This is a genomic window from Acidovorax radicis N35 (assembly GCF_000204195.1).
Lineage (GTDB): Bacteria > Pseudomonadota > Gammaproteobacteria > Burkholderiales > Burkholderiaceae_C > Acidovorax > Acidovorax radicis.
This window is the reverse complement of sequence record NZ_AFBG01000019.1, coordinates 729817-754755: the sequence shown is the minus strand read 5'-3', so window position 1 is coordinate 754755 and position 24939 is coordinate 729817. Positions and strand designations below refer to the sequence as shown.

The 24939-nt window shown below is 66.9% G+C and carries 17 protein-coding genes; 11 read left to right on the top strand and 6 right to left on the bottom strand.

From position 1 onward, the window contains the following. Positions 1-22: 22 nt before the first annotated feature. Complete coding sequence (locus ARADN35_RS0113230) at positions 23-808, bottom strand: ABC transporter ATP-binding protein (protein WP_010462867.1); 786 nt, start codon at positions 806-808, stop codon at positions 23-25. 38 nt (positions 809-846) lie between these two features. Beyond that, entirely contained in the window at positions 847-2793 is a 1947-nt protein-coding gene (locus ARADN35_RS0113225; protein ID WP_010462865.1) for an AMP-dependent synthetase/ligase, read from the bottom strand. Positions 2794-3034: 241 nt separating this feature from the next. On the opposite strand from ARADN35_RS0113225, the gene ARADN35_RS0113220 reads away from it, so the two are divergent. Together ARADN35_RS0113220 and ARADN35_RS0113215 are read left to right on the top strand one after the other, a co-directional pair. Beyond that, positions 3035-4834 carry an AAA family ATPase gene (locus tag ARADN35_RS0113220; protein WP_029413999.1) on the top strand — a complete coding sequence of 600 codons (1800 nt, stop codon included), beginning with the start codon at positions 3035-3037 and terminating at the stop codon, positions 4832-4834. 2 nt (positions 4835-4836) lie between these two features. Further along, positions 4837-5670: a general secretion pathway protein GspB gene (locus ARADN35_RS0113215; RefSeq protein ID WP_010462861.1), complete on the top strand. Its 834-nt coding sequence runs from the start codon at positions 4837-4839 to the stop codon at positions 5668-5670. A gap of 253 nt (positions 5671-5923) precedes the next feature. On the opposite strand, the gene ARADN35_RS0113210 is transcribed toward ARADN35_RS0113215, so the two are convergent. Then, positions 5924-7099, bottom strand: coding sequence for an ABC transporter substrate-binding protein (locus ARADN35_RS0113210; protein ID WP_010462858.1), 1176 nt, complete (start codon positions 7097-7099; stop codon positions 5924-5926). A 198-nt stretch (positions 7100-7297) separates the two neighbouring features. Between ARADN35_RS0113210 and ARADN35_RS0113205 the strand changes: the two genes are divergently transcribed. Then, a complete protein-coding gene (locus ARADN35_RS0113205) occupies positions 7298-8023 on the top strand; it encodes a Crp/Fnr family transcriptional regulator (RefSeq protein ID WP_010462856.1) in 726 nt (241 codons plus the stop codon). 29 nt (positions 8024-8052) lie between these two features. Here ARADN35_RS0113205 and ARADN35_RS0113200 read toward each other — a convergent pair whose 3' ends face one another. Continuing rightward, on the bottom strand, positions 8053-9756 hold the full coding sequence (locus tag ARADN35_RS0113200; protein WP_010462853.1) for a methyl-accepting chemotaxis protein: 1704 nt from the start codon (positions 9754-9756) through the stop codon (positions 8053-8055). 398 nt (positions 9757-10154) lie between these two features. Between ARADN35_RS0113200 and ARADN35_RS0113195 the strand changes: the two genes are divergently transcribed. The 6 genes from ARADN35_RS0113195 (at position 10155) to ARADN35_RS0113170 (ending at position 17646) form a co-directional block, all read left to right on the top strand. Further along, positions 10155-11051 (top strand): DUF4394 domain-containing protein, encoded by an 897-nt coding sequence (locus ARADN35_RS0113195; RefSeq protein ID WP_010462852.1) that lies wholly within the window; start codon positions 10155-10157, stop codon positions 11049-11051. Next, positions 11048-11713 (top strand): methylamine utilization protein, encoded by a 666-nt coding sequence (locus tag ARADN35_RS0113190; RefSeq protein ID WP_010462850.1) that lies wholly within the window; start codon positions 11048-11050, stop codon positions 11711-11713. Before ARADN35_RS0113195 ends, ARADN35_RS0113190 begins: the two co-directional genes overlap by 4 nt. Continuing rightward, positions 11713-14055, top strand: coding sequence for a putative bifunctional diguanylate cyclase/phosphodiesterase (locus ARADN35_RS0113185; protein ID WP_010462848.1), 2343 nt, complete (start codon positions 11713-11715; stop codon positions 14053-14055). Before ARADN35_RS0113190 ends, ARADN35_RS0113185 begins: the two co-directional genes overlap by 1 nt. Before the next feature lie 201 nt (positions 14056-14256). Then, positions 14257-15255, top strand: coding sequence for a pseudouridine synthase (locus ARADN35_RS0113180; protein WP_373404701.1), 999 nt, complete (start codon positions 14257-14259; stop codon positions 15253-15255). A gap of 54 nt (positions 15256-15309) precedes the next feature. Then, entirely contained in the window at positions 15310-16575 is a 1266-nt protein-coding gene (locus ARADN35_RS0113175; protein WP_010462843.1) for an esterase/lipase family protein, read from the top strand. A gap of 135 nt (positions 16576-16710) precedes the next feature. Next, positions 16711-17646 carry an exopolyphosphatase gene (locus tag ARADN35_RS0113170; protein WP_010462841.1) on the top strand — a complete coding sequence of 312 codons (936 nt, stop codon included), beginning with the start codon at positions 16711-16713 and terminating at the stop codon, positions 17644-17646. A gap of 39 nt (positions 17647-17685) precedes the next feature. Here ARADN35_RS0113170 and aqpZ read toward each other — a convergent pair whose 3' ends face one another. Further along, positions 17686-18381: an aquaporin Z gene (gene aqpZ, locus ARADN35_RS0113165; protein ID WP_010462839.1), complete on the bottom strand. Its 696-nt coding sequence runs from the start codon at positions 18379-18381 to the stop codon at positions 17686-17688. 324 nt (positions 18382-18705) lie between these two features. Between aqpZ and htpG the strand changes: the two genes are divergently transcribed. Continuing rightward, complete coding sequence (htpG, locus tag ARADN35_RS0113160) at positions 18706-20682, top strand: molecular chaperone HtpG (protein WP_010462837.1); 1977 nt, start codon at positions 18706-18708, stop codon at positions 20680-20682. A gap of 122 nt (positions 20683-20804) precedes the next feature. On the opposite strand, the gene ARADN35_RS0113155 is transcribed toward htpG, so the two are convergent. Further along, positions 20805-21113 (bottom strand): hypothetical protein, encoded by a 309-nt coding sequence (locus tag ARADN35_RS0113155; RefSeq protein WP_029413997.1) that lies wholly within the window; start codon positions 21111-21113, stop codon positions 20805-20807. A gap of 312 nt (positions 21114-21425) precedes the next feature. On the opposite strand from ARADN35_RS0113155, the gene ARADN35_RS0113150 reads away from it, so the two are divergent. After that, entirely contained in the window at positions 21426-24908 is a 3483-nt protein-coding gene (locus tag ARADN35_RS0113150) for an IPTL-CTERM sorting domain-containing protein (RefSeq protein ID WP_100199417.1), read from the top strand. Positions 24909-24939: the final 31 nt, after the last annotated feature.

Below are 24939 nucleotides of genomic sequence, written 5' to 3'. Positions count from 1 at the left end.
GTCTCCTGCGCCGTCTGTGGCTTCAGTGCGAGGTGCCGAGGTAGGCACTGATCACGTCTTCGTTGTTGCGCACTTCGTCTGGCGTGCCGTCACCGATCTTCTTGCCATAGTCGAGCACCACCACGCGGTCGCTGATGTCCATCACCACGCCCATGTCGTGCTCGATGAGCACGATGGTGGTGCCGAACTCATCGTTCACGTCCAGGATGAAGCGGCACATGTCCTGCTTTTCCTCCACGTTCATGCCGGCCATGGGCTCGTCGAGCAGCAGCACCTGCGGCTCCATGGCCAGGGCACGGCCCAGGTCCACGCGCTTTTGCAGGCCGTAGGGCAGCTGGCCCACGGGGGTCTTGCGGTGGGCCTGGATTTCCAGGAAGTCGATGATGTGCTCGACCTTCTCGCGGTGCGCGATCTCCTCGCGCTCGGCAGGGCCCCAGCGCAGCGCCTGCAGGAACAGGTTGCTTTTGATCTTGAGGTTGCGGCCGGTCATGATGTTGTCGATCACGCTCATGCCCTTGAACAGCGCCAGGTTCTGGAAGGTGCGCGCCACGCCCATTTCGGCCACCTGGCGCGAGTTCATGTGCGAGAACGTCTTGCCGCGGAAGGTGATGGAGCCGTCCTGCGGCGTGTATACGCCGTTGATGCAGTTGAGCATGGAGCTCTTGCCCGCGCCGTTGGGGCCGATGATGGCGCGGATTTCGTGCTCTTTGACGTTGAACGAGATGTCGGTCAGCGCTTTCACGCCGCCAAACCGCAGGCTGATGTTCTTGACGTCCAGGATGACGTCACCGATCTTCTTTTTGGTCATGGTGGGGTGTTGCTGCTCGGGCGGGTAGAGAGCGGGTTTCATGCGGCGGCCTTGACGGGCGAGAAGGTCTTGGTGTCCGACAGCTTGAGCGTCGCGCTCACGCTGCCGGTGCGGCCGTCCTCGAACTTGACCTGGGTCTCGATGAACTGCTCGGTGCGGCCTGCGTACAGGGCCTCGACCAGCACGCCGTACTTGTCGGCGATAAAACCGCGGCGGACCTTGTTGGTGCGCGTGAGTTCGCCGTCGTCGGCATCCAGTTCCTTGTGCAGCACCAGGAAGCGGCTGACCTGGCTGCCCGCCAGCATGGCGTCGGTCGCCAGGTCGGCATTGACCTTTTCCACGCACTCGCGGATCAGCTCGTACACCTCGGGCTTTTGCGCCAGGTCGGTGTAGCCGGCGTAGGGCAGGTTGCGGCGCTCGGCCCAGTTGCCCACGGCGTCGAAGTCGATGTTGACCATCACGCACACCTTCTCGCGGCCGTCGCCCAGGGCGACCACTTCCTTGATGTGCGGGAAGAACTTGAGCTTGTTCTCCACATACTTGGGCGCGAACATGGCGCCGTCGTTGGCGCCGCCCTTGATGCGGCCCACGTCCTTCACGCGGTCGATGATCTTCAAGTGGCCGTGTGCGTCGAGGAAGCCCGCATCGCTGGTGTGGTACCAGCCGTCGGCCGTCAGCACTTCGGCCGTGGCCGTGGGGTTCTTGTAGTACTCCTTGAGCAGGCCGGCTGACTTGACCAGGATCTCGCCGTTGTCGGCCACCTTGATCTCCACGCCGCGGATCGGCACGCCCACCGTGTCGGCACGGGCCTGGTTGTCGGGCTGCAGGCAGACAAACACGGCGGTCTCGGTGGAGCCGTACAGCTGCTTCAAATTGATGCCGATGGACCGGTAGAAGGTGAACAGATCGGGGCCGATGGCCTCGCCCGCCGTGTAGGCCACGCGCACGCGGCTGAACCCGAGGTTGTTGCGCAGCGGGCCGTACACCAGCACATTGCCCAGCGCGTACTTGATGCGGTCGAGGGTGCTGACGGCTTCGCCGTCCATGAGGGCCGGGCCCACGCGCTGCGCCACTGCCATGCAGGCCTGGAACATCTTGCGCTTGAGGGTGCCTGCGTCTTCCATGCGGATCATCACGCTGGTGAGCAGGCCTTCAAAGATGCGCGGGGGGGCAAAGTAGTAAGTGGGGCCGACTTCCTTCAGGTCGATGGTCACGGTGCTGGCCGACTCGGGGCAATTCACCACGTAGCCGCAGGCCAGCCATTGCGCGTAGCTGAAGATGTTCTGGCCGATCCATGCGGGAGGCAGGTAGGCCAGCACCTCTTCGCTGCCCGTGAGCTTGTCGAACTCAGCCCCGGCGGAGGCGCGGTCGAGCAGCGTGCTGTGGGTGTGCACCACACCCTTGGGGTTCCCCGTGGTGCCGGAGGTGAAGAACATGGCCGCCACGTCGCCGGGCTGGGCCTTGGCGACTTCGTTGCGGAACCACTGAGGGTTCTTGGCAATATGCGCCTTGCCCGCTTCGATCAGGGAGTCCAGCGACGCGAGGCCTTCTTCTTCATAGTTGCGCAGGCCGCGCGGGTCGTCAAAGTAGATGTTCGAAATCTGGGGGCACTGCTCGCGGATCTCCAGCAGCTTGTCGACCTGCTCCTGGTCTTCCACCAGGCAAAAGCGCACCTCGGCGTTGTTGAGCGGGAACACGCATTCGGCCCCGACGGCATCCTGGTACAGCGGCACCGGAATGGCGCCCAGCGACTGGGCAGCCAGCATGGTGGCGTACAGGCGCGGGCGGTTGGCGCCGATCACCACCATGTGTTCGTGGCGCGCAAGGCCGGCCAGGTGCAGGCCGGCGGCCACCTGTTCCACCAGGCGTGCCAGGTCGGCCCAGCTGTGGGCCTGCCAGATGCCGTATTCTTTTTCGCGCAGGGCCGGAGCCGTGGGGCGCTCGGCGGCATGCTTGAGCAGCAATTGCGGGAACGTGGTCAACATTGCAGGTTCCTAAAGATAAGAGGTGTCCGTCCGGTGACTGCCGGGATCGCGGCCTTGTGGCTGCGTATGGGTGTATGGATCGGATGCTAGGACTGACTTTGACGCCATCTTGTCTTGCCGACGACAATTTACGGGAAACTACTCCTCGGGTCTAACCCTGATCCCTGGCCGGGGCCGGCTTGGCAGCAGTGGCGGGCAGGGTATCGGCGGGCCCTTCACGCGGGGGCGGTATCCTCACGGCATGTACGCCCCGTTCTTCGGTCTCCAGCACCCGCCGTTCTCCATAGCACCCGACCCGCGCTATCTTTTCATGAGCGAGCGGCATCGGGAGGCTCTGGCGCATCTGCTCTATGGCCTGGATGCGGGGGGTGGCTTCGTACTGCTCACGGGCGAGGTGGGGGCGGGCAAGACCACGGTGTGCCGCTGCTTTCTGGAGCAGATCCCGTCGCATTGCAACGTGGCCTACATCTTCAACCCCAAGCTCACGGTGCGGGAGCTGTTGCGCTCCATCTGCGACGAGTTCGGGGTGCCGCACAAGCCCACCGTGCCGGGTGGGGTGGAGACGGTCAAGGACTACATCGATCCGCTCAATGCGTCGCTGCTGGCGGCGCACGGGGCGGGGCGCAACACGGTCCTCATCATCGACGAGGCACAGAACCTCTCGGCCAACGTGCTGGAGCAGCTGCGTCTGCTCACCAACCTGGAGACCAGCGAGCGCAAGCTGCTGCAGATCATCCTGATCGGCCAGCCCGAATTGCGCGCCATGGTGGCGACGCCTTCAATGGAACAGCTGGCGCAGCGCGTGATTGCGCGTTTTCACCTGGGCGCACTGAGCCCGCAAGAGACACAGCAGTACATCGCCCACCGCCTGGCCGTGGCCGGGCTCACCGGGCCGCTGCCATTTGACCGGCGGGCCATGCAGCGTGTGCATGCGCTCTCGCATGGCGTGCCACGGCGCATCAATCTGCTGTGCGACCGGGCGTTGCTGGGAGCCTATGCGGCCGGGGCACGGCAGGTGACCCGGGCCATCGTTAACCGCGCCGCGCGCGAGGTGTTTGACGCACCGGCATCCGCCGCTGCAGCGCGCAGTGCGCGGCCGGGGACGCTGCCGCGCTGGGCCTTGGCGGGCCTGGGCGCCGTCGCAGGCGCTGCGGCGGTGGCGGCTGCGGGATGGGGCATGGGGGTCTGGCCCGCGCACCGTGGCGCGCAGGTGGCCGCCACAGGTCCTGGCGCCACCGTGGCGCAGCGTACGGCATCCAGCCCGGCCACCAAACCCCCGGCAGCCGTGGCGCCTGCCGCGGTGCTGCCTGCGTCCGCAGCGTCATCCGCTGCTGTGGCCATGGCCCCTGTGGCTGCTGCGTCGGTGACCCCAACCCCATCGGGCACGCCCGCTGTGCCCGCTGCGCAGGTGGCGCCGCCTTCCGCGCTGGACCAGTTTGTGCTGGCCCAGCCCGCGACCGATGCACCGGCCTGGCAGGCGCTGGCCTCGGCCTGGGGGGCGGCGTTGCCTGCGGGCGCTGACGCCTGCACCACCCTGCCGCGTGAAGGCCTGCGGTGCTACCGCAACCGCCGTGCGGGCCTGAACCTGGTGCGCCAGATCGACCGGCCTGTGCTGCTGGCGCTTTATCCTTCGGAAGACGCAGAGGTCCCCGTCTTGGTGGTGCTGCGCGGCCTGGACGGCGACAACGCCGCGCTCGAAGGCGGCGGCCGCACCTTGCGGGTGCCGGTGGCCGAGCTGGCCCAGGTCTGGCGCGGCGAGATTGCGACGCTGTGGCGCGCACCGGTGGGCATGCCCGACCGTGGCGAGATCACCGACTCACCGGCAGGCGCCGCCTGGCTGGACCAGCGGCTGGCCAGCAAAGCCGCGGGTGGCTCGGGCCCTGGCAGCAAGCCGGTGACACCCGCCCAGCGCCAGTCGCGCATCCACCGGTTCCAGCTGGCCCAGGGCGTGACGCCCGACGGCCGCGCGGGCCCCCTCACTCTCATGCTGCTCAACCGCGCCACTGGCGTGAACGAGCCGCGCCTGCGGAACACGCCTTAACCATGTCCTACATCCTTGATGCATTGCGGCGTGCCGATGCCGAACGCGGCCGAGGCGCCGTGCCGGGGTTGCACACGCAGGCGGCGCCGGCCACCGGCGCCTCCCCTTTGCCCGGCCGGGCCGGGCCGACCAACCTGTGGCTGGTCGCTGCGGGCGTGGTGGGCGCGGCCGTGCTGGCGGCTGGTGGCACCTGGTGGGCCCTGCGGCCCCAGGCCCCGGTGGCGGATGTGGTGGTGGCTGCGGCCCCCGCTGCGCCTGCGCCCGCCGCCATGGCACCCGCCACCGCCACGTTGCCCCCACCGGCACCGGCAACGCTGCCGCCCCCATCACCCGTGCCCGAACCCGCCCCAAGCCCGGCCCTTGCGCCGCTGGCTCCCTCCGAGCCCCGCAGCGCAAGCAAGCGCCCGGCAGACAAGTCCGGTGCCGCACCCCAGCGTGAACGCGAGCGGTCGGTCGCTGCCGTGGTGGTGGCCCCACCCCCGGCCGCCCGAGCGCCTGCGGCCGAGCCGCCCGTACGCCCGCGCAGCCCGGTGGCTGCGCCAGCGCCCCTGGCGCCCGCGCCACGCCCGGCGCCGGAGGCCGGCGTGGCACCGCCACCCGCCAGCCCCGTGTTTGCGCAGGCAGACCTGCCCGAAGCCTTGCGCACGCAGTTGCCCGCGCTCAAAGTGACGGGCGCCACCCATTCGAACAACCCGGCGTACCGCATGGCCATCGTCAACGGGCAGGTGCTGCACGAAGGCGATCAGGCGGCTCCCGGCCTGGTGCTGGAGCGGATCGAACCGGGCCGCACGGTCTGGTCGTTCCGAGGCTACCGGTATGGGGTGGCGGCGCAGTAGGCGCCTGGGTGCCAGGATTTGAAGCCAAAAAAGGCTCCAGCGCTTTTCTGTTTTTATTTGTGTGCTATTGAAGATATAGCGTTTGAGCTGAATCTCCGGGCCTGCGCGCGCAGGGTCCACTCCGCGCTGTCATCTCGGGTTTTCATGGCAGTGCGAGCGTCCCGCAACGTGGTGCCGGCCCCGCACAAGCCAGGCACGCCCCGCAGTGACGCAGCGGGCGCCGCCCCTGGGAAGGGCGGCACGGGGAAGCATGTCAGCGCAGGAATCTTCCGTCGCGCCCCACCAGCGTCAGCTCCACAAAACGTGACGCATTGCGGTCCGGGGTGCTGGCGTTGACCTCGAAGCCGCCCAGGTCCCACTTCTTGAGGTTCCAGGTGGCGTCGATGAAAGCGGCGCGTGTGGGGTTGCGTCCTGCGCGCTGCAGGGCCTCGGCAAAGACGCGGGCGTTGATGTAGCCCTCCAGCGCCAGGTGCGATGGGTCGGCCGTGGCGCCCGACGCCTTCCAGGCGGCCTGGAAGTCCCGCACCACCGGCATGACCACGTTGGAAGGCAGGGGCACGACCTGTGAGATGGCCATGCCCGTGGCATCTGCGCCCAGGGCTTTCACGGTGGCGGGGGTGCCCATCACCGACAGCGCATACAGCGTCACGCCGCGCTTGATGGCGCGAAACGCCTTCACGAATTCCAGCGTGGGCTTGCCCGCCAGGCCGATCACGATGGCTTCGAGGTCGCCGCCCGCCAATTTGGTGGCAGCGGCGCCCGCATCCGATGCGTTGTTCTCGACCGTCACCGTCAGCGCCTCGGGCAGCTTGAGGCGGTCCATCGACTGCTTGGCCGAGCTGAACACCTCTTTGCCGAATGAGTTGTTCTGGTAGACGATGCCGATGCGCTGGATGCCGATGGTGGACAGGTGCTGCACGAGCTTTTCGGCCTCGTCCGCATAGCTGGCGCGGATGTTGAACACGTTGCGGGCGCTTTTGGTGCGGCTCAGCTGCGCTCCGGTGAAAGGCGCGAAGAACGGGATTCCGCTGTCGATCACCTTGGGCAGCATGGCGTCGATCATGGGCGTGCCCATGCAGTTGAACAGCGCGAAGGTGCCCGGGTCGGCCAGGAACTGCGTCACGTTGGCCAGGGCCTTGGGCACGTCGTAGGTGTCGTCCTGCGTGACCAGTTCGATGGCCTTGCCGTGGATGCCTCCCCGTGCATTGATGCCCGCAAACGCTGCCTTGGCGCCCTGGTGCATGGCCGAGCCCAGATCGCCCAGCGGGCCGGTGAGGGCGGTGGACTGCGCAATCCGGATGGCCCCTTCCTGCGCGCGGGCGCTGCCCAGGCCCAGCCAGGGCAGGCCGATGGCAGCGGCCGCCAGCAGCTGGCGCCGGGCAATGCGGGATGGGGGGCGGGGGGCAGTGTGGGCAAGGTCGGCGGGCATGTGGGTCTCCTCAAAGGGCCCGGGCCAGCACATGGGCTGCCTGGGGAGGCGACATCATCCCGTCACGATTGGCATTTTTTTGTCATTCTGACGACAATCTGGGTCGTGGTATTCCCGCATCCCCTTCGCCCTTTTGAGCAGATTCTCAGGGCCCGAACCCCCAACCCTTGTTGATATTGCACTGCCATGGACTCACGCATGAACCAGGATTTGTCACTGCACCAGCGGCGGCGCCCCCCCACGGCGGACGAGCTGGACGGCATCCCCTGGCTGCGCCTGCTGCTGCCTGTCGAGCGCGAGCGGGCCGTCGCCTCGCTGCTGGTGGGGGATGCCAAGGCGGGCGATTATGTGTGCCGCGTGGGGCGCCCGGTGACCTACTGGTTTGGTGTGGTCGAGGGCCTGCTCAAGATGAGCACCGACAACGCGCAGGGCCAGACCATGACCTACGCCGGCCTGCCCCCGGGTGGCTGGTTTGGCGAGGGCACCACCATCAAGCGCGAGCCTTACCGCTACAACATCCAGGCACTGCGCAAAAGCGTGGTGGCGGGCTTGCCCATCGACAGCTTCCATTGGCTGCTGGACCATTCCATCGGCTTCAACCGCTTTGTGATGAACCAGCTCAACGAGCGGCTGGGCCAGTTCATCGCGGCCCGCGAGATCGACCGCCTGAACAACCCCGATGTGCGCGTGGCCCGCAGCCTGGCGTCGCTGTTCAACCCCGTGCTGTACCCGGGGGTGGGCGAGGTGCTGCGCATCACGCAGCAGGAGCTTGCTTACCTGGTGGGCCTGTCGCGCCAGCGCGTGAACGAGGCGCTGGCCGCGCTGGAGGCGCAGGGCGCCATCCGTGTGGAATACGGCGGCCTGCGCGTGCTGGACCTGGCCGCGCTGCGCTCCAGCATCTTTCAACTCCAAGGCGGCGGCTGACCGGGGCGCTGCCGGGGTGCCGCTGAAGCTCAGCGGGGCAGGGACGGCAGCTTGCCGCGGGGCTGGTGCGAGGCCTGCAGGCTGGCGCGCTGTGCAGGCGCCGGGACGGGGGATGCTGCCGGGGCCGACGCGCTCCAGCTGTTTTCTGCACTGCCTTCGCGGGTGAGGCGGAAGGTGCCCACCATCTGCGTCAGGCGTCCTGCCTGGTCCTTGAGGCTGTCGGCGGCGGCAGCGCCTTCTTCCACCAGGGCTGCGTTCTGCTGGGTCATTTCCTCCAGCTCGCCCACGGCGTGGCTCACGTGGCCGATGCGCTGGCTCTGTTCCTGTGTGGCAGCCGTGATTTCGCCCATGATGTCGGACACCCGGCGCACGGACAGCACCAGCTCGCCAATGGTCTTGCCCGCGTGGTTCACCAGGGTGCTGCCCTCCTGCACCTGATCCACACTGGCGCCGATGAGGGCCTTGATCTCGCGCGCGGCGTTGGCCGATCGGCCCGCCAGGTTGCGCACCTCGCCCGCCACCACCGCAAAGCCCCGGCCCTGCTCGCCGGCGCGGGCGGCTTCCACCGCCGCATTCAGCGCCAGGATGTTGGTCTGGAAGGCGATGCCGTCGATCACGCTGATGATGTCGGCGATCTTGCGCGAGCTGGCGCTGATGGTGTCCATGGTGCGGACCACCTGCGACACGACCTCGCCGCCGCGCGTGGCGGCGTCCGATGCGGTGGAGGCCAGCTGGTTGGCCTGGCGGGCCGAGTCGGCACTTTGCGACACCGTGCCGGTCAGGTCCACCAGCGAGTTGGCCGCGCTTTGCAGGTTGTGCGATGTTTGTTCGGTGCGCTGGCTCAGGTCCAGGTTACCCGACGCCACTTCAGAGCTGGCGACCAGGATGGAGTCTGCCGTCTGGCCGATCTCGCCGACCAGCGTGCGCAGCCGCTCCTGCATGGCGGCGATGGCTTCGAGCAGGCGGCCGGTTTCATCCTGGATGCGCACTTCGACTTGCGAGGTGAGGTCGCCGCGCGCAATGCGCTCGGCCACCACCACGGCACGGCCAATGGGCGCCGTGATGCTGGTGGTGATGCGCCACGCAATCAGCGCGCCGAGCCCGATGGCCAGCAGCACGAGCAGACCGCCCACCACGCGGGCCTGGCTCTGCGTGTTTTCGGCCGACGCCGTGGCTTCGGCGTTCAGCGTGTTCTGCAGTTCGACGAGCTCGCCGAGCTTGCTACGCCACGCGGTTTCGGCGGGGGCCACGCGGGTCATCAGCGTCAGGGTGGCGCTCACGGTGTCGCCATCGTCGGTGGCCTTGATGGCGGCGTCGAGTTCGGGGCGGGTTTTTTTGCCCATCGCCTGCACCTCGCCCAGCAGCTTGAGCTCGGCGGGGGTGGCGCTGGCGGGGGTCAGCAGTTCGGCCAGGGCGGTTTCCTGGCGGGTGTAGTCCTTGAGCGTCTTGGCCACCGCATCGATCTGCCCGCGCGCCTGTTTGGGGTCGATGTCGTTGAGCATGGCGGCGGAGCGGCTCTGGATGCCAATGGCACTCACGCTCTCCAGCATGCCGTTGACCAGCTTGGACTTGTTGGCGCCGATGCCGGTGATCTGGAGCATCTGGTCATGCACCTTGCCCACCGAGAGCTGGCCCACGGCGGCCACCGCCACCAGCAGCACCAGCATGCAGCCAAAGCCCAGGCCCAGCCGGCTGGAGATCGACAGGGATTTCAGTGACGTTGCGGCCTGCATGGTGTTCCTTGGTGTCTCTGGGGACAGTGAATCGGGTGGGAAGTGCGAAGCAATAACGGTGCCCGTGTCAGCTGCCTGTCTTCCGGCATTGCTTTGTGCGCAGTCCCAAGGCAGTGTAGGCAAAAATTACAAAATGTGTCATGACGCTTGCGGATAGTGGTATGCCCGATGTGCATGGCCCATTTGTTACAAATACCCGGATGGCTGCATGGCGCAACTACTGCCTGGCTGGCGACAGTTGTATCGCTGAATTATGGGTAAAAACTGGATTTCGCGCTTTTATTTAAAGGCTATTGTGCTATATAAATAATAGCAAATCGATGGTTTGACAGTGGCCCATCGCCCCCAAGGGGTGCAACCCATCAGGTATAAACCCGTTACAGATGTGAGGCATTCCGATGAAATCGTTTTCCTTCTCCCTGGTGCGCCCCATGGCTGCCGTTGCGCTGATGGGCGCCTTGCTGGCAGGCTGTGCCACGGCGCCGTCCCCCGAGTCGGGTTTGCGCGAACAGGTCGTCGCGGTGACGGCCTCGCACGAACTCATCACCTTCCACGCCGGCCAGCCGGAGCGCATCCTGGAGCGGCGTCCCGTCACGGGCCTGCCGGCGGGTGAGCGGCTGGTGGGCATCGACTTTCGCGTGGCGCGCGGTGTGCTCTATGCGCTCTCGCAGGCGGGCCGCCTGTACACGCTCGACATCCCCACCGGCGCATTGCGCCCCGTGGGCCCCGCACCGGCCGTCGTGGGCTTGCGGGGCACGGCCTTCGGCTTTGACTTCAATCCCGTGGCCGACCGGATTCGGGTGGTGTCGAACACGGGCCAGAACCTGCGCCTGCACCCCGACACCGGTGCCGCCGTGGACGGCGACCCGGCCGTCGAGGGCGTGCAGCCCGATCCGACCCTGCGCTATGCATGGAGCGACACCAACGCCGGCCGCGCACCTGACATCGCAGGCGCCGCCTACACCTACAACACACAGGACAGCAAGATCACCACCAACTACGCCATCGACCGCGCGCTCGGCGTGCTGGTGATGCAGGGTTCGCGGGAAGGCACCACCCCCGTGGTATCGCCCAACACGGGCCAGCTGCGCACCGTGGGGCCGCTGGGCCTGCCGCCACTCATCGACGTGGCGTTCGATATTTCGGACGTGGGCAACGTTGCCCTGATCGCCGTGCGCACGTCCGCGGACAGCCAGACCCGGCTGCACCTCGTGGACCTGCGCACGGGGGCTGCCAAGCCGCTGGGCAAAGTGGGTGAAGGTGCCCCCCTGCTGGGCATGGCCATCGAACCATGACAACCTGCGGCCATGCCCAGCACGCCGGGGCTTCGCCGGCCCTGACCGGCGTGGTTGTGTTGTCTGTGGTGTCTATGGTGTGTTTGGCAGGCCTGTCCACCGCTGCGCAGGCCACCACGGTGCAGGTGGAGGTGCTGGATGCGGCAGGCAAGCCATTGGCCGATGCCGTGGTGTTTCTCGAATCCGCCGATGCGCGCAAGGCGGTCAAGCCGCTGGCCGGCGCGGAGATGGCGCAGGAGAAACGGCAGTTCGTGCCCGGCGTGCTGGTGGTCCCCGTGGGCACCGAGGTGCGTTTCCCCAACCACGATTCAGTGCGCCACCACGTCTATTCGTTCTCGCAGACCAAGAAGTTCGAGCTCAAGCTCTACACCGGCACACCCTCCAATCCCGTGCTGTTCGACAGCCCGGGCGTGGCCGTGCTGGGCTGCAACATCCATGACCAGATGGTCGGCTGGATTCTGGTGGTGGACACCCCGTACTACGCCCGTACACCTGCCGCACCGGGCCGGGCGCAGATCGACAACGTGCCGCCCGGCGCGTACACCTTGCGCACCTGGCACACACGGTTGCCCGTGGGCGCGCCCGCGCAGGAGCAGGCACTCACCGTGCCCGCCACGGGGGCCGCTGCCGCATCGGTTCGTTTGGCGGGGCTGCAGCCTTGATGCAGTTGCGCCTGCTGCGGCGCAGCCTGATCCTGCGGCTGGTCGGGCTCTCGCTGTTGCTGCTGTTGATCGTGCAGGCTGCGGGCTTTGCGGTGGTGCGAGCCACCATCGACCGCAATGCACGCGCGCAGATTGCCCAGGCCCTCGACCTGGATGAAAACGTGTGGCGCCGCCTGCTGGAGCAGAACGCCGACAAGCTGCGCCAGGGCTCGGCCTTGCTGGCGGCCGACTACGGTTTTCGCTCGGCCGTGAATTCGGGCGACGAGGAGACCATCCAGTCGGTGCTCGAGAACCACGGCAGCCGCATCGGAGCGGCGGTCACCGCGCTGCTGGGCACCGACCTGGAACTGCGCGCGGTCAGCCTGGCGGGCAACATGGAGGCGTTTCCGGCCACCTTGCGCGCGCTGGTGCCGCCACTGGCCGCCCAGCCGCAAGGCAGCCAGATCGCGGTGATGGACGGTGTGCCCTACCAGTTCGTGATGGTGCCGCTGCGCGCGCCGGTGGTGATTGGCTGGGTGCTGATGGGTTTCCCGGTCAACCAGCCGCTGGCCGACGAGATGCGGCAACTGCTGTCGGTGCACGTGGCGCTGGTCGTCCAGGGCGCGGACGGCACCGCCAAGGTACCTGTGAGCACGCTGCCGCCGGGCCCCCTGGCGCTGCTGCAGCGCCAGGGGGTGCCCTCCGGGGAGCTGCAGACGCCCGAGGGCACTTTGCTGGCCCGCGCCATCCGCCTCGATAGCGTGGGGGGCGAGGTGCAGGCGCTGCTGCTGCGTTCGGTGGACGAAGTGCTCGCCCCCTACAGGCAGCTGCAGGTGCTCCTGGCCATCATCACCGTGGCAGGTGTGCTGCTGTTCGCCGTGGGCACGGGGCTGGTGGCCCAGCGTCTGACCACGCCGCTGCGCTCTCTGCTGGCCGCCACGCAGCGGCTCTCGCGCGGTGAATACGACGTGCCTCTGGAACACACCGATCGCAGCGACGAGATCGGCAACCTCGCGCGCTCGTTCGACCACATGCGGGTGGACATCGGTGCGCAGCAAACCGAGATCCGCCGCCTGGCCTACTGGGACCGGCTCACCGGCCTGCCCAACCGGGAGCGCTTTCGCGAGGCGGTGGTGTTGGCCATTGCGCACAGCACCGGCGGCGCGGCGCCCCAGCACCCGCTGGCCGTGCTCACGCTCGACCTGGACCGCTTCAAACACGTGAACGACGTGCTCGGCTATGCGTTTGGCGACCGCCTGCTGCAGGCCGTGGCCGAGCGGCTGCGCCAGCAGGTGCCATCGCCCGACAACATGGTGGCCCGCCTGGGCGGCAACGAATTCGCCGTGCTGCTGCAGGGCGCCGATGCCGCCACCGCCCACGCCACGGCGCTGCGCATCACGCACTCGTTCGAAGAGCCGCTGGCGTTCGAGGACCAGACGGTGGACCTGAGCGCTGGCATTGGCATTGCCTGCTGGCCCGGGGACGCCGATGATGCAGACACGCTGCTGAGCCGCTCCGAGATCGCCATGTATGCCGCCAAGCGCAGGATCAGCGGGGCGCTGCAGTACGACGCATCGTTCGATTCGGCCAGCACGCAGACCCTGTCGCTGCTGACCGAGCTGCGCCACGCGGTGGAGCACCACGAGCTGCGTCTGTACCTGCAGCCCAAGGTGCCGCTGCACGGGCAGCCCGGCCGGGCCGCCGAGGCCCTGGTGCGCTGGCAGCACCCGCAGCGTGGCCTGGTGCCACCCATGCAGTTCATCCCGTTTGCCGAACAGACGGGGTTTGTGCGGCAGCTCACGCTGTGGATGTTTGAAGAGGTGGCGCGCCTGCTGGCGGACCCGCGCACCCAGGGCCTGGCATTGCGGGTGTCGGTCAACCTGTCCACGCGCGACCTGCTGGACCCGGAACTCAGCACCCGCCTCGCCGACATCCTGGTGCGCCATGGTGTGCTGGCCAGCGCCTTCTGCCTGGAGATCACCGAAAGCGCCATCATGGACGACCCCCAGCGCGCCGAGGCCATGCTCAACCGCCTGTCGGAGCAGGGCTTCAAATTGTCGATTGACGACTTCGGCACCGGCTATTCGTCGCTGGCCTACCTCAAGCGCCTGCCGGTGGACGAACTCAAGATCGACAAATCGTTTGTGATGGGCATGGAGACGGGCGAGGACGACGCGATGATCGTGCGCTCGACCATCGACCTGGCGCACAACCTGGGGCTCACCGTGGTGGCCGAGGGGGTGGAGACTGCAGCCATTCTGGAGCGCCTGCGCACCCTGGCGTGCGACGAGGCGCAGGGGTACCACATTGCCCGGCCTTTGCCGGTCGATGATTTTCTGGCCTGGCAGGCGCGCCAGGGGTAAGCTTCTGGTGCTTTTCACCGGTCGCGACGACCCTTTGTGCATTGCCGACCCGTTTTCATTTTTGGCACCTCTGGCCCTCAGGCGAAAATACGCGCAATGTCCTCTTCCAGTCCCCGCCCACCTGCTGGCCCCGTTCCTGCCCCTGCTTCCGGTGCAGGCGGCCCAGCCGCCTCTGCCCCCGCAGCATCCCCCACGCGCCCCGTGCTGCGTCGCCCCACCGTGGCGGCCAAGGCTGCGCCCGTTCGGCCCGCACCACCGCCCCGGCCCGCCAGAGCGCCGGCACCCCCCAACTACCGCACAGCATCGGGCCCGTTTGTGGCGCCCATCAAGCAAGCCCCAGAACGAGCGTCCGCGACCGTCACGGTGAACGGCATGGTCAGTTCCCGCCTGAACAAGCGCATGGCCGAGCTGGGCCTGTGCTCGCGGCGCGAGGCGGACGACTGGATCGCCCAGGGCTGGGTCAAAGTCAATGGCCAGGTGGCCGAGATGGGCGTGCAGGTGCTGCCCACCGACCGCATCGACGTGGACAAGGTGGCCCAGGGTTTTCAGGAACAGCGCGTCACCATCCTGCTGCACAAGCCCATGGGCTATGTGAGTGGGCAGGCCGAAGATGGCCACACGCCCGCCGTGGCGTTGATCAACCCCCGCACGCACTGGCGCGACGACCCCAGCCGCAACCGCTTTTCGCCGCCGCAGCTGCGTGGTCTGGCGCCTGCGGGGCGGCTGGACATCGACTCGGTAGGCCTGCTGGTGCTGACGCAGGACGGCCGGGTAGCGCGCCAGCTGATTGGCGAGGACTCCACGGTCGACAAGGAATACCTGGTGCGTGTGGTTTACCAGGCACCAGGTCAGGCAGTGCCACGCCATCCCAGTGAACGCTCCGCGCCGCTGCAGGAGATTGACGAGCGCGATCCTGTCAGCACCAATGTGCAGGCGGTGTTTCCGCCCGAATTGCTGGATCGCCTGCGCCACGGCCTGAGCCTGGACGGCGAGCCGCTCAAGCCCGCCAAGGTCGATTGGCAGAACCCCGAGCAACTGCGGTTTGTGCTCACCGAAGGCAAGAAGCGCCAGATCCGCCGAATGTGCGAGCTGGTGGGCCTCAAGGTGGTGGGGCTCAAGCGCATTCGCATCGGGCGCGTCACCTTGGGCAATCTGCCGGTGGGGCAGTGGCGCTACCTGTCTCCCAACGAGCGGTTCTGAGTACCGCCAGGCTCTCGCGTCACCGCATCGCATCTTCTGAACGGAGCCTTCTCCATGCCCACCCCACCGCGCCCGCGTGCCGATGCTGCCAACGCCGCCAGACCCAATCCGCTGCGCCAGCTGCGCGCGTCCGACTTGCGGGGGGTGGCTCGGCTGGCCACACAGGCCACGACGGGCATCAGCCGGGTGGCTGAGGGCGTGCACCAGTCGGTGCTGGGCACCCTGGGGTTGCCCGGTGGGCAGCAGCCGGGCCAGGCGCGGGGCCTGACCGGGCTGGTCTACCAGAGCATTCGGGGCGTGACACGCCTGGTGGATGCGGGCCTGCAGGCAGGTCTGGCGCGGCTGGAGCCGTTTTTTGAATCCGATGTGCCGTCTGCCGCAGTGCAGTGGGAGCGCGAGGCCGTGCTGGCTGCCCTCAACGGCGTGATGGGCGACCGCCTGCAACACGACGACAACCCGCTGTGCACCCGCATGGGGTTCTACCGGGATGGGTTGCCGTTGGACCTGCCCGCCCTGGCCGCCAGCGGTGCGGTCACCGGCAAGGTGCTGGTGCTGGTCCACGGCCTGTGCATGAACGATCTGCAGTGGCTGCACCAGGGCCATGACCATGGCGCCACCCTCGCGCAGGCGCTGGGCTACACGCCGGTCTACCTGCGCTACAACACGGGCCTGCACACGTCCGCCAATGGTGCCGAGCTGGCAAACCAGCTGGAGTCCCTGGTGGCGGCCTGGCCCATGCCCGTGGAGGAGGTGGCGGTGCTGGCGCACAGCATGGGCGGTCTGGTGGCCCGCAGTGCCTGCCACCAGGCAGCGGCTGCGGGGCAGGGCTGGCTGGGGCTGCTGCGGCACCTCGTATTTTTGGGCACGCCCCACCATGGGGCTCCGCTGGAGAAAGCGGGCCACTGGGTGGACACCCTGCTGGGCAGCACGCCGTATTCCCGGCCTTTTGCAAAGCTGGCGCAGCTGCGCAGCGCGGGCATTACCGACCTGCGCCATGGCCATGTGCTGGAGGCCGACTGGCAGGGACGTGACCGCTTCGTGCGGCACCCTGACCGGCGCACCCCTGTGCCCCTGCCCGAAGGGGTGGCCTGCCATGCCGTGGCCGCCACGTTGGCAGCGCGGCGCAGTCCGGTGGCTGAGCGGCTGGTGGGGGACGGGTTGGTGCCATTGCACAGTGCCCTGGGCATCCATGATGATGCGAGGCGAGTCCTGGGTTTTGCCAAGAGCCGGCAGGCCGTGTTCCACCGGATGGGCCATCTGGCGCTGCTGGGTGATGCGGGCGTGGCACGGCAGCTGGAGCAATGGCTGGAGCCCGCGTGAAGAGAAGAAAAATCCAGGGAACAAGATAGAAGAGGGAAAGCGGCCCGGATGGTCCGTTTTTCCCTGCCAGCGGTCTTGCCGGGTGTGGGTCCGCCGCTACCATGTGACCACAAGATATGTAACAAGGAGAAGCTAGTGAGCGACGTGAAATACCGCCTGGTAACCCGCAGCGACTTTGACGGCCTGGTGTGCGCCGTGCTGCTCAATGAGCTCAACCTCATCGACGAGATCACCTTCGTCCACCCCAAGGACATGCAGGATGGCAAGGTTGCCATCACCAGCCGCGACATCACCACCAACCTGCCCTATGTGCCCGGGGCCCACCTGGTGTTTGACCACCACGAGTCCGAGACCATCCGCAATTCGGGCCGACGCGATGAAAACCACATCATCGAAGCCCATGCCCCTTCGGCGGCCCGCGTGGTCTACAACCACTACGGCGGCAAGGCGGCCTTTCCGCGCATCACCGACGAGATGATGGCGGCCGTGGACCAGGCCGACTCGGCCCAGTATTCGCGCCAGGACATCCTCGACCCCCAGGGCTGGGTGCTGCTGAACTACATGATGGATTCGCGCACGGGCCTGGGGCGCTTCCGGGAGTTCCGCATCAGCAACTACGCGCTGATGATGGACCTCATCCAGTACTGCCGCGACCACACCATCGAAGACATCCTGGCCCTGCCTGATGTGCAAGAGCGTGTGACGCTGTACCGCGAGCAGGCGGCCAAGGCCAAGGACCAGCTGCAGCGCTGCGCCATCCGCATCGGCAAGCTGGTCGTGCTCGACCTGCGCGAGGAGGAGACCATCTGGGCGACCAATCGTTTCATGATCTACGCGCTGTTCCCCGACTGCAACATCTCCATCCATGTGATGTGGGGGCTGCAAAAACAGAACACGGTGTTTGCCACCGGCAAGTCCATCCTGGACCGCAGCAGCCAGGTGCACATTGGCAACCTCATGCTGGAGTTTGGGGGCGGCGGACATGCGGCGGCGGGCACCTGCCAGGTGGCCAACGACAAGGCCGATCAGATCCTGCAGACCCTCGTCCAGCGCATCACGATCGAGGGCTGATCACCCGGAGCACGGCCCGCGGCCCGTGCGGGAGTCGTTTCAGTCGTCGCTGAGCAGCGCGCGGTAGATGGCGGCGCCCAGCAGAGCACCTGCAATGGGGGCGGCCCAGAAGACCCACAGTTCCGACAGCGCATAGGCCGGGCCAAACAGCGCCGGGCCGGTGCTGCGGGCTGGGTTGACCGAGGTGTTGGTCACCGGGATGGAGATCAGGTGGATGAGCGTGAGGCACAGGCCAATCGCCAGCCCGCCAAAGCCGCTGGCCGCGCGTTTGGCCGTGGCGCCCAGGATCACGATGAGGAAGATGGCCGTCAGCACGACCTCCGTCACCACAGCAGCCACCAGTCCATAGCCGCCGGGGGAGTGTTCGCCATAACCGTTCGTGGCAAAGCCACCGATGTCTGCGCCTGGCTTGCCCGTGGCAATGAGATACAGCACACCCGCCGCGGCAATGGCGCCCAGTACCTGGGCCACCACGTAGCCGGGCAGCTCGGACGCCTTGAACCGGCCCCCCAGCGCCAGCCCCACCGACACGGCGGGGTTGAAATGCCCGCCCGAGATCGGTCCCAGGGCGTAGGCCCCTGTCAGCACCGTGAGGCCAAAGGCCAGGGACACGCCGACAAAACCAATGCCCAGCTGCGGGAAGGCGGCGGCCAGCACGGCACTGCCGCAGCCGCCCAGGGTCAGCCAGAACGTGCCGAGGAACTCGGCGGACCATTTTTGAAGGGATGTGGGCATGGCAGGAAGGCTCCGAAGGGAAGGGGCAAAGGATTTGAAGGCCGCCCCTCGCAGAGCAGCTTCAGCCGCGTGCATCTTATGGGGTCTAAATGACAAAAAATACTGCCAACTTCCTGCAAATTGTCAACAATCTTCAGCGTTGGCCGGCTTTGGGGGGCGGGCCCAGGTAGCGAGGACGGGTGGTGCGGGGGGTTGCTGCGCAGGCCTGCCCTTGAAATCAACCAGTCTGCCCCGAGGTGAACACGCGCGAACGCCTTTCCTCGCCGACCTTTGGCGCGCGAAAGGCGTTCTTTTTGCCCCCTACACAGCAACCCCCAAGACACCATGAGCACCAAACAGACCCTGTCGTTCCAGGCCGAAGTGGCCCAACTGCTGCACCTTGTCACGCATTCGCTGTATTCCAACCAGGAAATCTTCCTGCGCGAGCTGATCTCCAATGCCTCGGACGCCTGCGACAAACTGCGTTTTGAAGGCCTGAACAACTCTGCACTGTTCGAGGACGCCCCCAACCTCGAAGTGCGCGTGACCTTTGACAAGGATGCCAAGACGCTCACCATCACCGACAACGGCATCGGCATGAGCGAACAGGAGGCTATTGACCACCTTGGCACCATTGCCAAGAGCGGCACCAAGGACTTCATGGGCAAGCTCAGCGGCGACCAGAAGCAGGACGCGCAACTCATCGGCCAGTTCGGCGTGGGCTTTTATTCAGGCTTCATCGTGGCCGACAAGATCACGGTGGAATCGCGCCGCGCGGGCCTGCCCGCCGACCAGGGCGTGCGCTGGGTGAGCGGCGGCACGGGCGACTTCGAGGTCGAAGCCATCACCCGCGCGCAGCGCGGCACCAGCATCATTCTGCACCTGCGCGATGACGCCGAGGAATACCTCAACGCCTGGAAGCTCAAGCAGGTCATCGCCAAGTATTCGGACCACATCAGCCTGCCCATCCTGATGGAAAAGGAAGAGTGGAAAGACGGCGAGCTCATCACCCCCGGCGACGAAGCCGGAGGCCGCCAGCCCGGCGGCATGGTCAAGACCGGCGAGTGGGAAACCATCAACAAGGCCAGCGCCTTGTGGACCCGCCCCAAGAAGGACGTGACCGACGAGCAGTACGCCGAGTTCTACAAAACCATCAGCCACGACCACGAAGCCCCGCTGACCTGGGCGCACAACCGCGTCGAGGGCAACACCGAGTACACGCAACTCCTGTACATCCCCGCCAAGGCGCCATTCGATTTGTGGAACCGCGACAAGAAGGCGGGCGTGAAGCTGTATGTGAAGCGTGTGTTCATCATGGACGACGCCGAGGCGCTGCTGCCGACCTACCTGCGCTTTGTGAAGGGCGTGATCGACTCGGCCGACCTGCCCCTGAACGTGAGCCGCGAGTTGCTGCAGGAAAGCCGCGACGTGCGCGCCATCCGCGAAGGCTCGACCAAGCGCGTGCTGAGCATGCTGGAAGACCTGGCCAAACATGACAAGCACGACGCGTCGGCCAACGCGGACGGCGTGACCGACGTGGTGGATGCCGACGACAAGGCCAAGGAAGGCAAGTACAGCCAGTTCTACGCCGAATTCGGCGCTGTGCTGAAAGAAGGCCTGGGCGAAGACTTTGGCAACCGCGAGCGCCTGGCCAAGCTGCTGCGTTTTGCGTCCACCACAAGCGATACCGCCACCGTGGGCTTTGCCGACTACAAGGCGCGCATGAAGGAAGGCCAGGAGGCGATTTACTACATCACTGCCGACACCCTGGCCGCCGCCAAGAACAGCCCGCAGCTCGAAGTCTTCAAGAAGAAGGGCATCGAAGTGCTCTTGATGACGGACCGCGTGGACGAGTGGGCGCTGAACTACCTGCACGAGTTTGATGGCACCCCGCTGCAAAGCGTGGCCAAGGGCGCGGTCGATCTGGGCACGCTGCAGGACGAAGCCGAGAAGAAGGCCGCCGAGGAAGCCGCCGAAGCCTTCAAGCCCGTGCTGGCCAAGCTCAAAGAAGCGCTGAAGGACAAGGCCGAAGACGTGCGCGTGACCACGCGCCTCGTCGATTCACCCGCCTGCCTGGTGGTGCAGGACGACGGCATGAGCACCCAGCTGGCCCGCATGCTCAAGCAGGCTGGCCAGCAGGCGCCCGAGACCAAACCCGTGCTGGAGGTGAACGCCGAACACGCTCTGGTCAAGAAGCTCGACGGCAGCGTGCACTTCCACGACCTCGCGCACATCCTGTTTGACCAGGCGCTGCTGGCCGAAGGCGGCCTGCCCGAAGACCCCGCTGCGTATGTGAAGCGCGTGAACGCCTTGCTGGTGTAAGAGTTGAGGCCAAATGGGCCGTTGGCGCTTGTATATCAAGCGCTATAAGCTATTGAAATAATAGCAAACCCCGGTGGCGCCTGGCGCCATCGGGGTTTTTTTATGGGGCTTGCCGAGGCTGTTCAGTCTTCGGGCTGTGCCTGCTCCAGGATGCGGCTGTGCGCCTGGTTGCGTTCCTGCGGGTCGGTGTCGATCAGCTCCTTGAGCGCGCCCTCTGGTACGCGCTGTCCCTTGCGCCGGTCGTTCTTGACCGGCAGGTTGCGCCATCCCGAGAGCACCAGCCAGTCCCACAGCTCCCGGGGCACCGGGTGGGTGATGGCCATCTTGACCTCTCCCCGCAGGATGACGGTGCCCACGGCGGGCAAAGGCCCCACGGGGGCGGGCCTGCGCTTCTGGCGAATGGAGAGGAGCGTGCGAAACATGTCCTTCATGGGTGGGCCAACTCGCGGTGGATCAAAGATGGCGCAGCATAGCCCAGGGGTCCCCAGCCGGTCCACCACCTGTGTTGCCCACAGGGAGGGTGCGCGCCCGTGGTGCAAACAATACGCAATACCGTTCACAACCGTTAACGATTGTTGCCGCGCGGATTGCGCACCCGTCCGTCGATAAATTCCAACCCAGCCTTGGTCCGTGGCGGCCACGGCATATCCACGCACTCCCATGCATTTTTTGCCAGCCCGTCGGGGCCTGGTGAGGTTGCGGCGTGGCCGGAAGTTGAAGCCATTCACCTCAGGAGAATTTTGATGCTCTATCGATTGACGCGACCCTGGATGAGCGCATGCGCCTTCTGGCGCGCGCAGACATCCAGCGGGTCCGTGCAGCCGGCCACAAGCCCTGCCACCCCGCAGGCGCGGGTTGCCCCGCGCCCTGTGCAAAGCGCGGTACGCCGCTTTCGCTGGCTCTTGCTGGCCGGTGGCCTGTTTGCGGGGGCTGCCATGGCGCAGTCCGCCGACCTGGTGGTCAACCATGCAGACTCCCCCGACCCCGGGCCCGCTGGCGGCATCTTCACCTACACGCTGCGCATCGACAACAACGGCCCCAACGGCGCTACCGGCGTCACCCTGGTGGACACCCTTCCGGCGGGTTCCACGTTCATCGACGTGAACACCACGGCGGGCACCTGCAACCAAGCGGGCGGGACGGTCAATTGCGCGCTGGGCAACATTGCGTTCAACACCAACCAGACCGTGACCATCCGCGTAAGGCTGCCTTCCGCCGGGGTGTGGACCAACACGGCCACGGCCTCCAGCGCCACGTCCGATCCCAACACCAGCAACAACGTCAACAGCGTGCAGGACACCACCGCCACGCAGGCGGCGGACCTCGCGCTCGTGGCCACGCCTTCGGCCGCCAACGTGGTGGCCGGCCAGGCCTACAGCTATGCGCTGCAGGCTGCCAACAACGGCCCGAACGCGGCCGATGGCAGCCAGCGCATCACCTTCACCGTTCCCAGCGGCGCGTCGATCACGGCAGCGCCTTCGGGATCGGGCTGGTCGTGCACACCGTCCAGCGGGTACCCGCTGAGCAGCGGCACGGTCACCTGCACGCGCACGGGCACACTGGCCAACGGAGCGTCCGCCTCGGTGCTGACTGTTCCCGCCGTGTCCAATGTCAATGGCACGGTCACGGCGGCCTTTGCCATCGATGGCATCAAGCCCGACAACTCCGCCATGCCCGATGGCAATACGTCCAACAACACCACCTCGGCGGACGTGACGTCCGCTTCGGGCGCCGACGTGTCCATCACCAAGACAGCCTCCAGCTCCAACGTGGCCCAGGGCTCCAACGTGGTGTACACCCTCACGCCACGGCTCAATGGCGGGGTGTCGCTGGTGGGCCAGCCCGTCACGGTGACCGATACGCTCGGCGCGGGGCTCACCTTCGTGTCCGCTGTGGGCACGGGCTGGACCTGTGACGCCACGATCACCTGCTCGCGCACGGAATACACCGGCGCCAACTTCACCAACATGCCCGTCATCACCGTGACCGCCACGGCCAACAGCGCAGGTACGCTGGGCAACACGGCGGGCGTCAGCACGCTGCTGTCCGACCCGGTGCCCGGGAACAACTCGGCCTCGTTCAACGTGACGGCCAGCAACGATGCGGACATGCTGCTGACCAAGACGGCCAGCATCAACCCTGTGGTGCCGGGCCAGACGTTCAACTACACGCTGACGGCGCGCAACGCCGGCCCCTTGGCGGTACCCAACGGCCAGGCCATCACCATCTCCGACGTGGTGCCTGTCGGTGTGACGCTCAACAGCCTTGTTAGCGCCACGGGCTGGACCTGCGATGCACTGCCCTTTGTCGGCAACGGCGTGGCAGCCTGGAACTGCACCCGCTCCACGGGCCTGAACGCGAACTCCAATGCGCCTGCCGTCACCGTGTCCGCCGTGCTGGCCAGCGCGGGTACCGTCACCAACAATGCCTGTGTGGCGCTGGGGGTTGGTGCGCGAGTGGACAGCAATGGGGCGAACAATTGCGTGGGCGTGGGCGTCACCGCCACGGCCACCCAGGCTGACCTGCGCGTCGTGTCCAAGACGGCTGCGCCGGACCCCGTGGTCGCGGGCCAGAACCTGACCTACGTCATCACGGTCGACAACGTCGGCCCGGCGGCTGCCTCCAACGTCATCGTGTCAGACACGCTGGCCAGCCTGGTGAACACCGGCGGCTTCCAGTCCGCCGTGGCCTCGCAAGGCAGTTGCACCCCCAACGGCGTCACCAACGGTACTTCGCAGAACCTGAGCTGTAACCTGGGCACGCTGAACTCCGGGGCGCAGGCCACGGTGACCGTGGTGGTGCGCCCCAGCATCGCCGTCACCGGACCGCGCACCAACACCGCCACCGTGCGCTCCCCCGACGTGGGCGACCCCAACCAGGCCAACAACAGTGGCAGTGTGACCAGCCAGGTCACGGCCATCGTGGACGTGACCGCCGCCAAGACGGCCACGCCTTCCACCGTTGCGGCCGGGGCACCCATCACGTTTGTGGCAACGATCGGCAACACGGGACCTTCCACCGCGCAGACCGTGCAGATGGTGGACACCCTGCCGTCCAATGCCGCCTTTATCGACGTGGTGAGCGTGAGCGGGGGGGGCAGCTGCGCGCCCATCGCCGCAGGCACGGTGGGCGGAACGCTCACCTGTAACTGGGCCAGCATCAATTCCGGCACGCAGCAGACGGTGAACTACCGCATGCGCCCCCTGGGCAGTGCGACGGGCAGCACGGTGGTCAACAGCGTGGCCGCCACCACGGCCACCACCGAGTCGAACACCGCCAACAACAGCGCCACGACCTCCACGCCCGTGACGGCGGCGCAGCTGGACATCCTGGTGAACAAGGTGGACAGCTCTGACCCGGTGGACCTGGGGCAATCGACGACGTACACCATCACGGTGAACAACAGCGGACCGTCCTTTGGTACCAACGTGGTGATGACCGACGTCTTCCCCGCGCCGGGCTCCTCGCCCACGGCCACCTTCAGCTACCAGGGCGCGCTCACGGTGAATGCAGGCGGCGCCTGTACCGAACCCACCGTGGGTGCGACCAGTGGCACGCTGATCTGTAGCTTCCCGGGGCTGAGCAGCGGCCAGAGCGCCACGATCACCTACGCCATGCGCGCCGAGACCCTCACCGTGGCAGGCGCCACCAGTGGCACCGCCTTCAACCAGGCGAGTGTGGTGGTGGAAGAAACCGAGACCACGCTGGCCAACAACGTGGTGACGCATGACACCACCGCACGCCGCTTCACCGTGGCGACCGATCTGGCGCTGAGCAAGACCGCAGCAGCCGGACCTCTGGCCGCCGGTGCGCCGATTGACTACACGCTGGTGGTCACCAACAACGGCCCGTTGGCGAGCAATGGTGCCCAGGTGGTGGATACCCTGCCACCGGGCGTCAACTTTGTGTCCGCTGCGGGCTGCGTCAACTCCGCAGGTACCGTGCGCTGCGCTGTGGGCGCACTGGCAGTGGGGGCTTCGCGCACCTTCACCATCAGCACCACGCTGGCGTCTCCTTACAACGGCGCTCGCCCCCTGGTGAACACGGCCACGCTGGACGCACCGGGCGACACCAACCCCAGCAACAACACCTCCAGCGCAACGACGACCGTGTCGAACCTGCCGGTCAGCGGCATTCCCACGCTGTCGGAATGGGGCCTGATCCTGCTGGCGGCCCTGCTGGGCCTGATGGCCTGGCAACACCCTGCCATCGGCCGCCGCCGGTAGACCTGGGCACAGCCGCCGTCGCGATCACTTC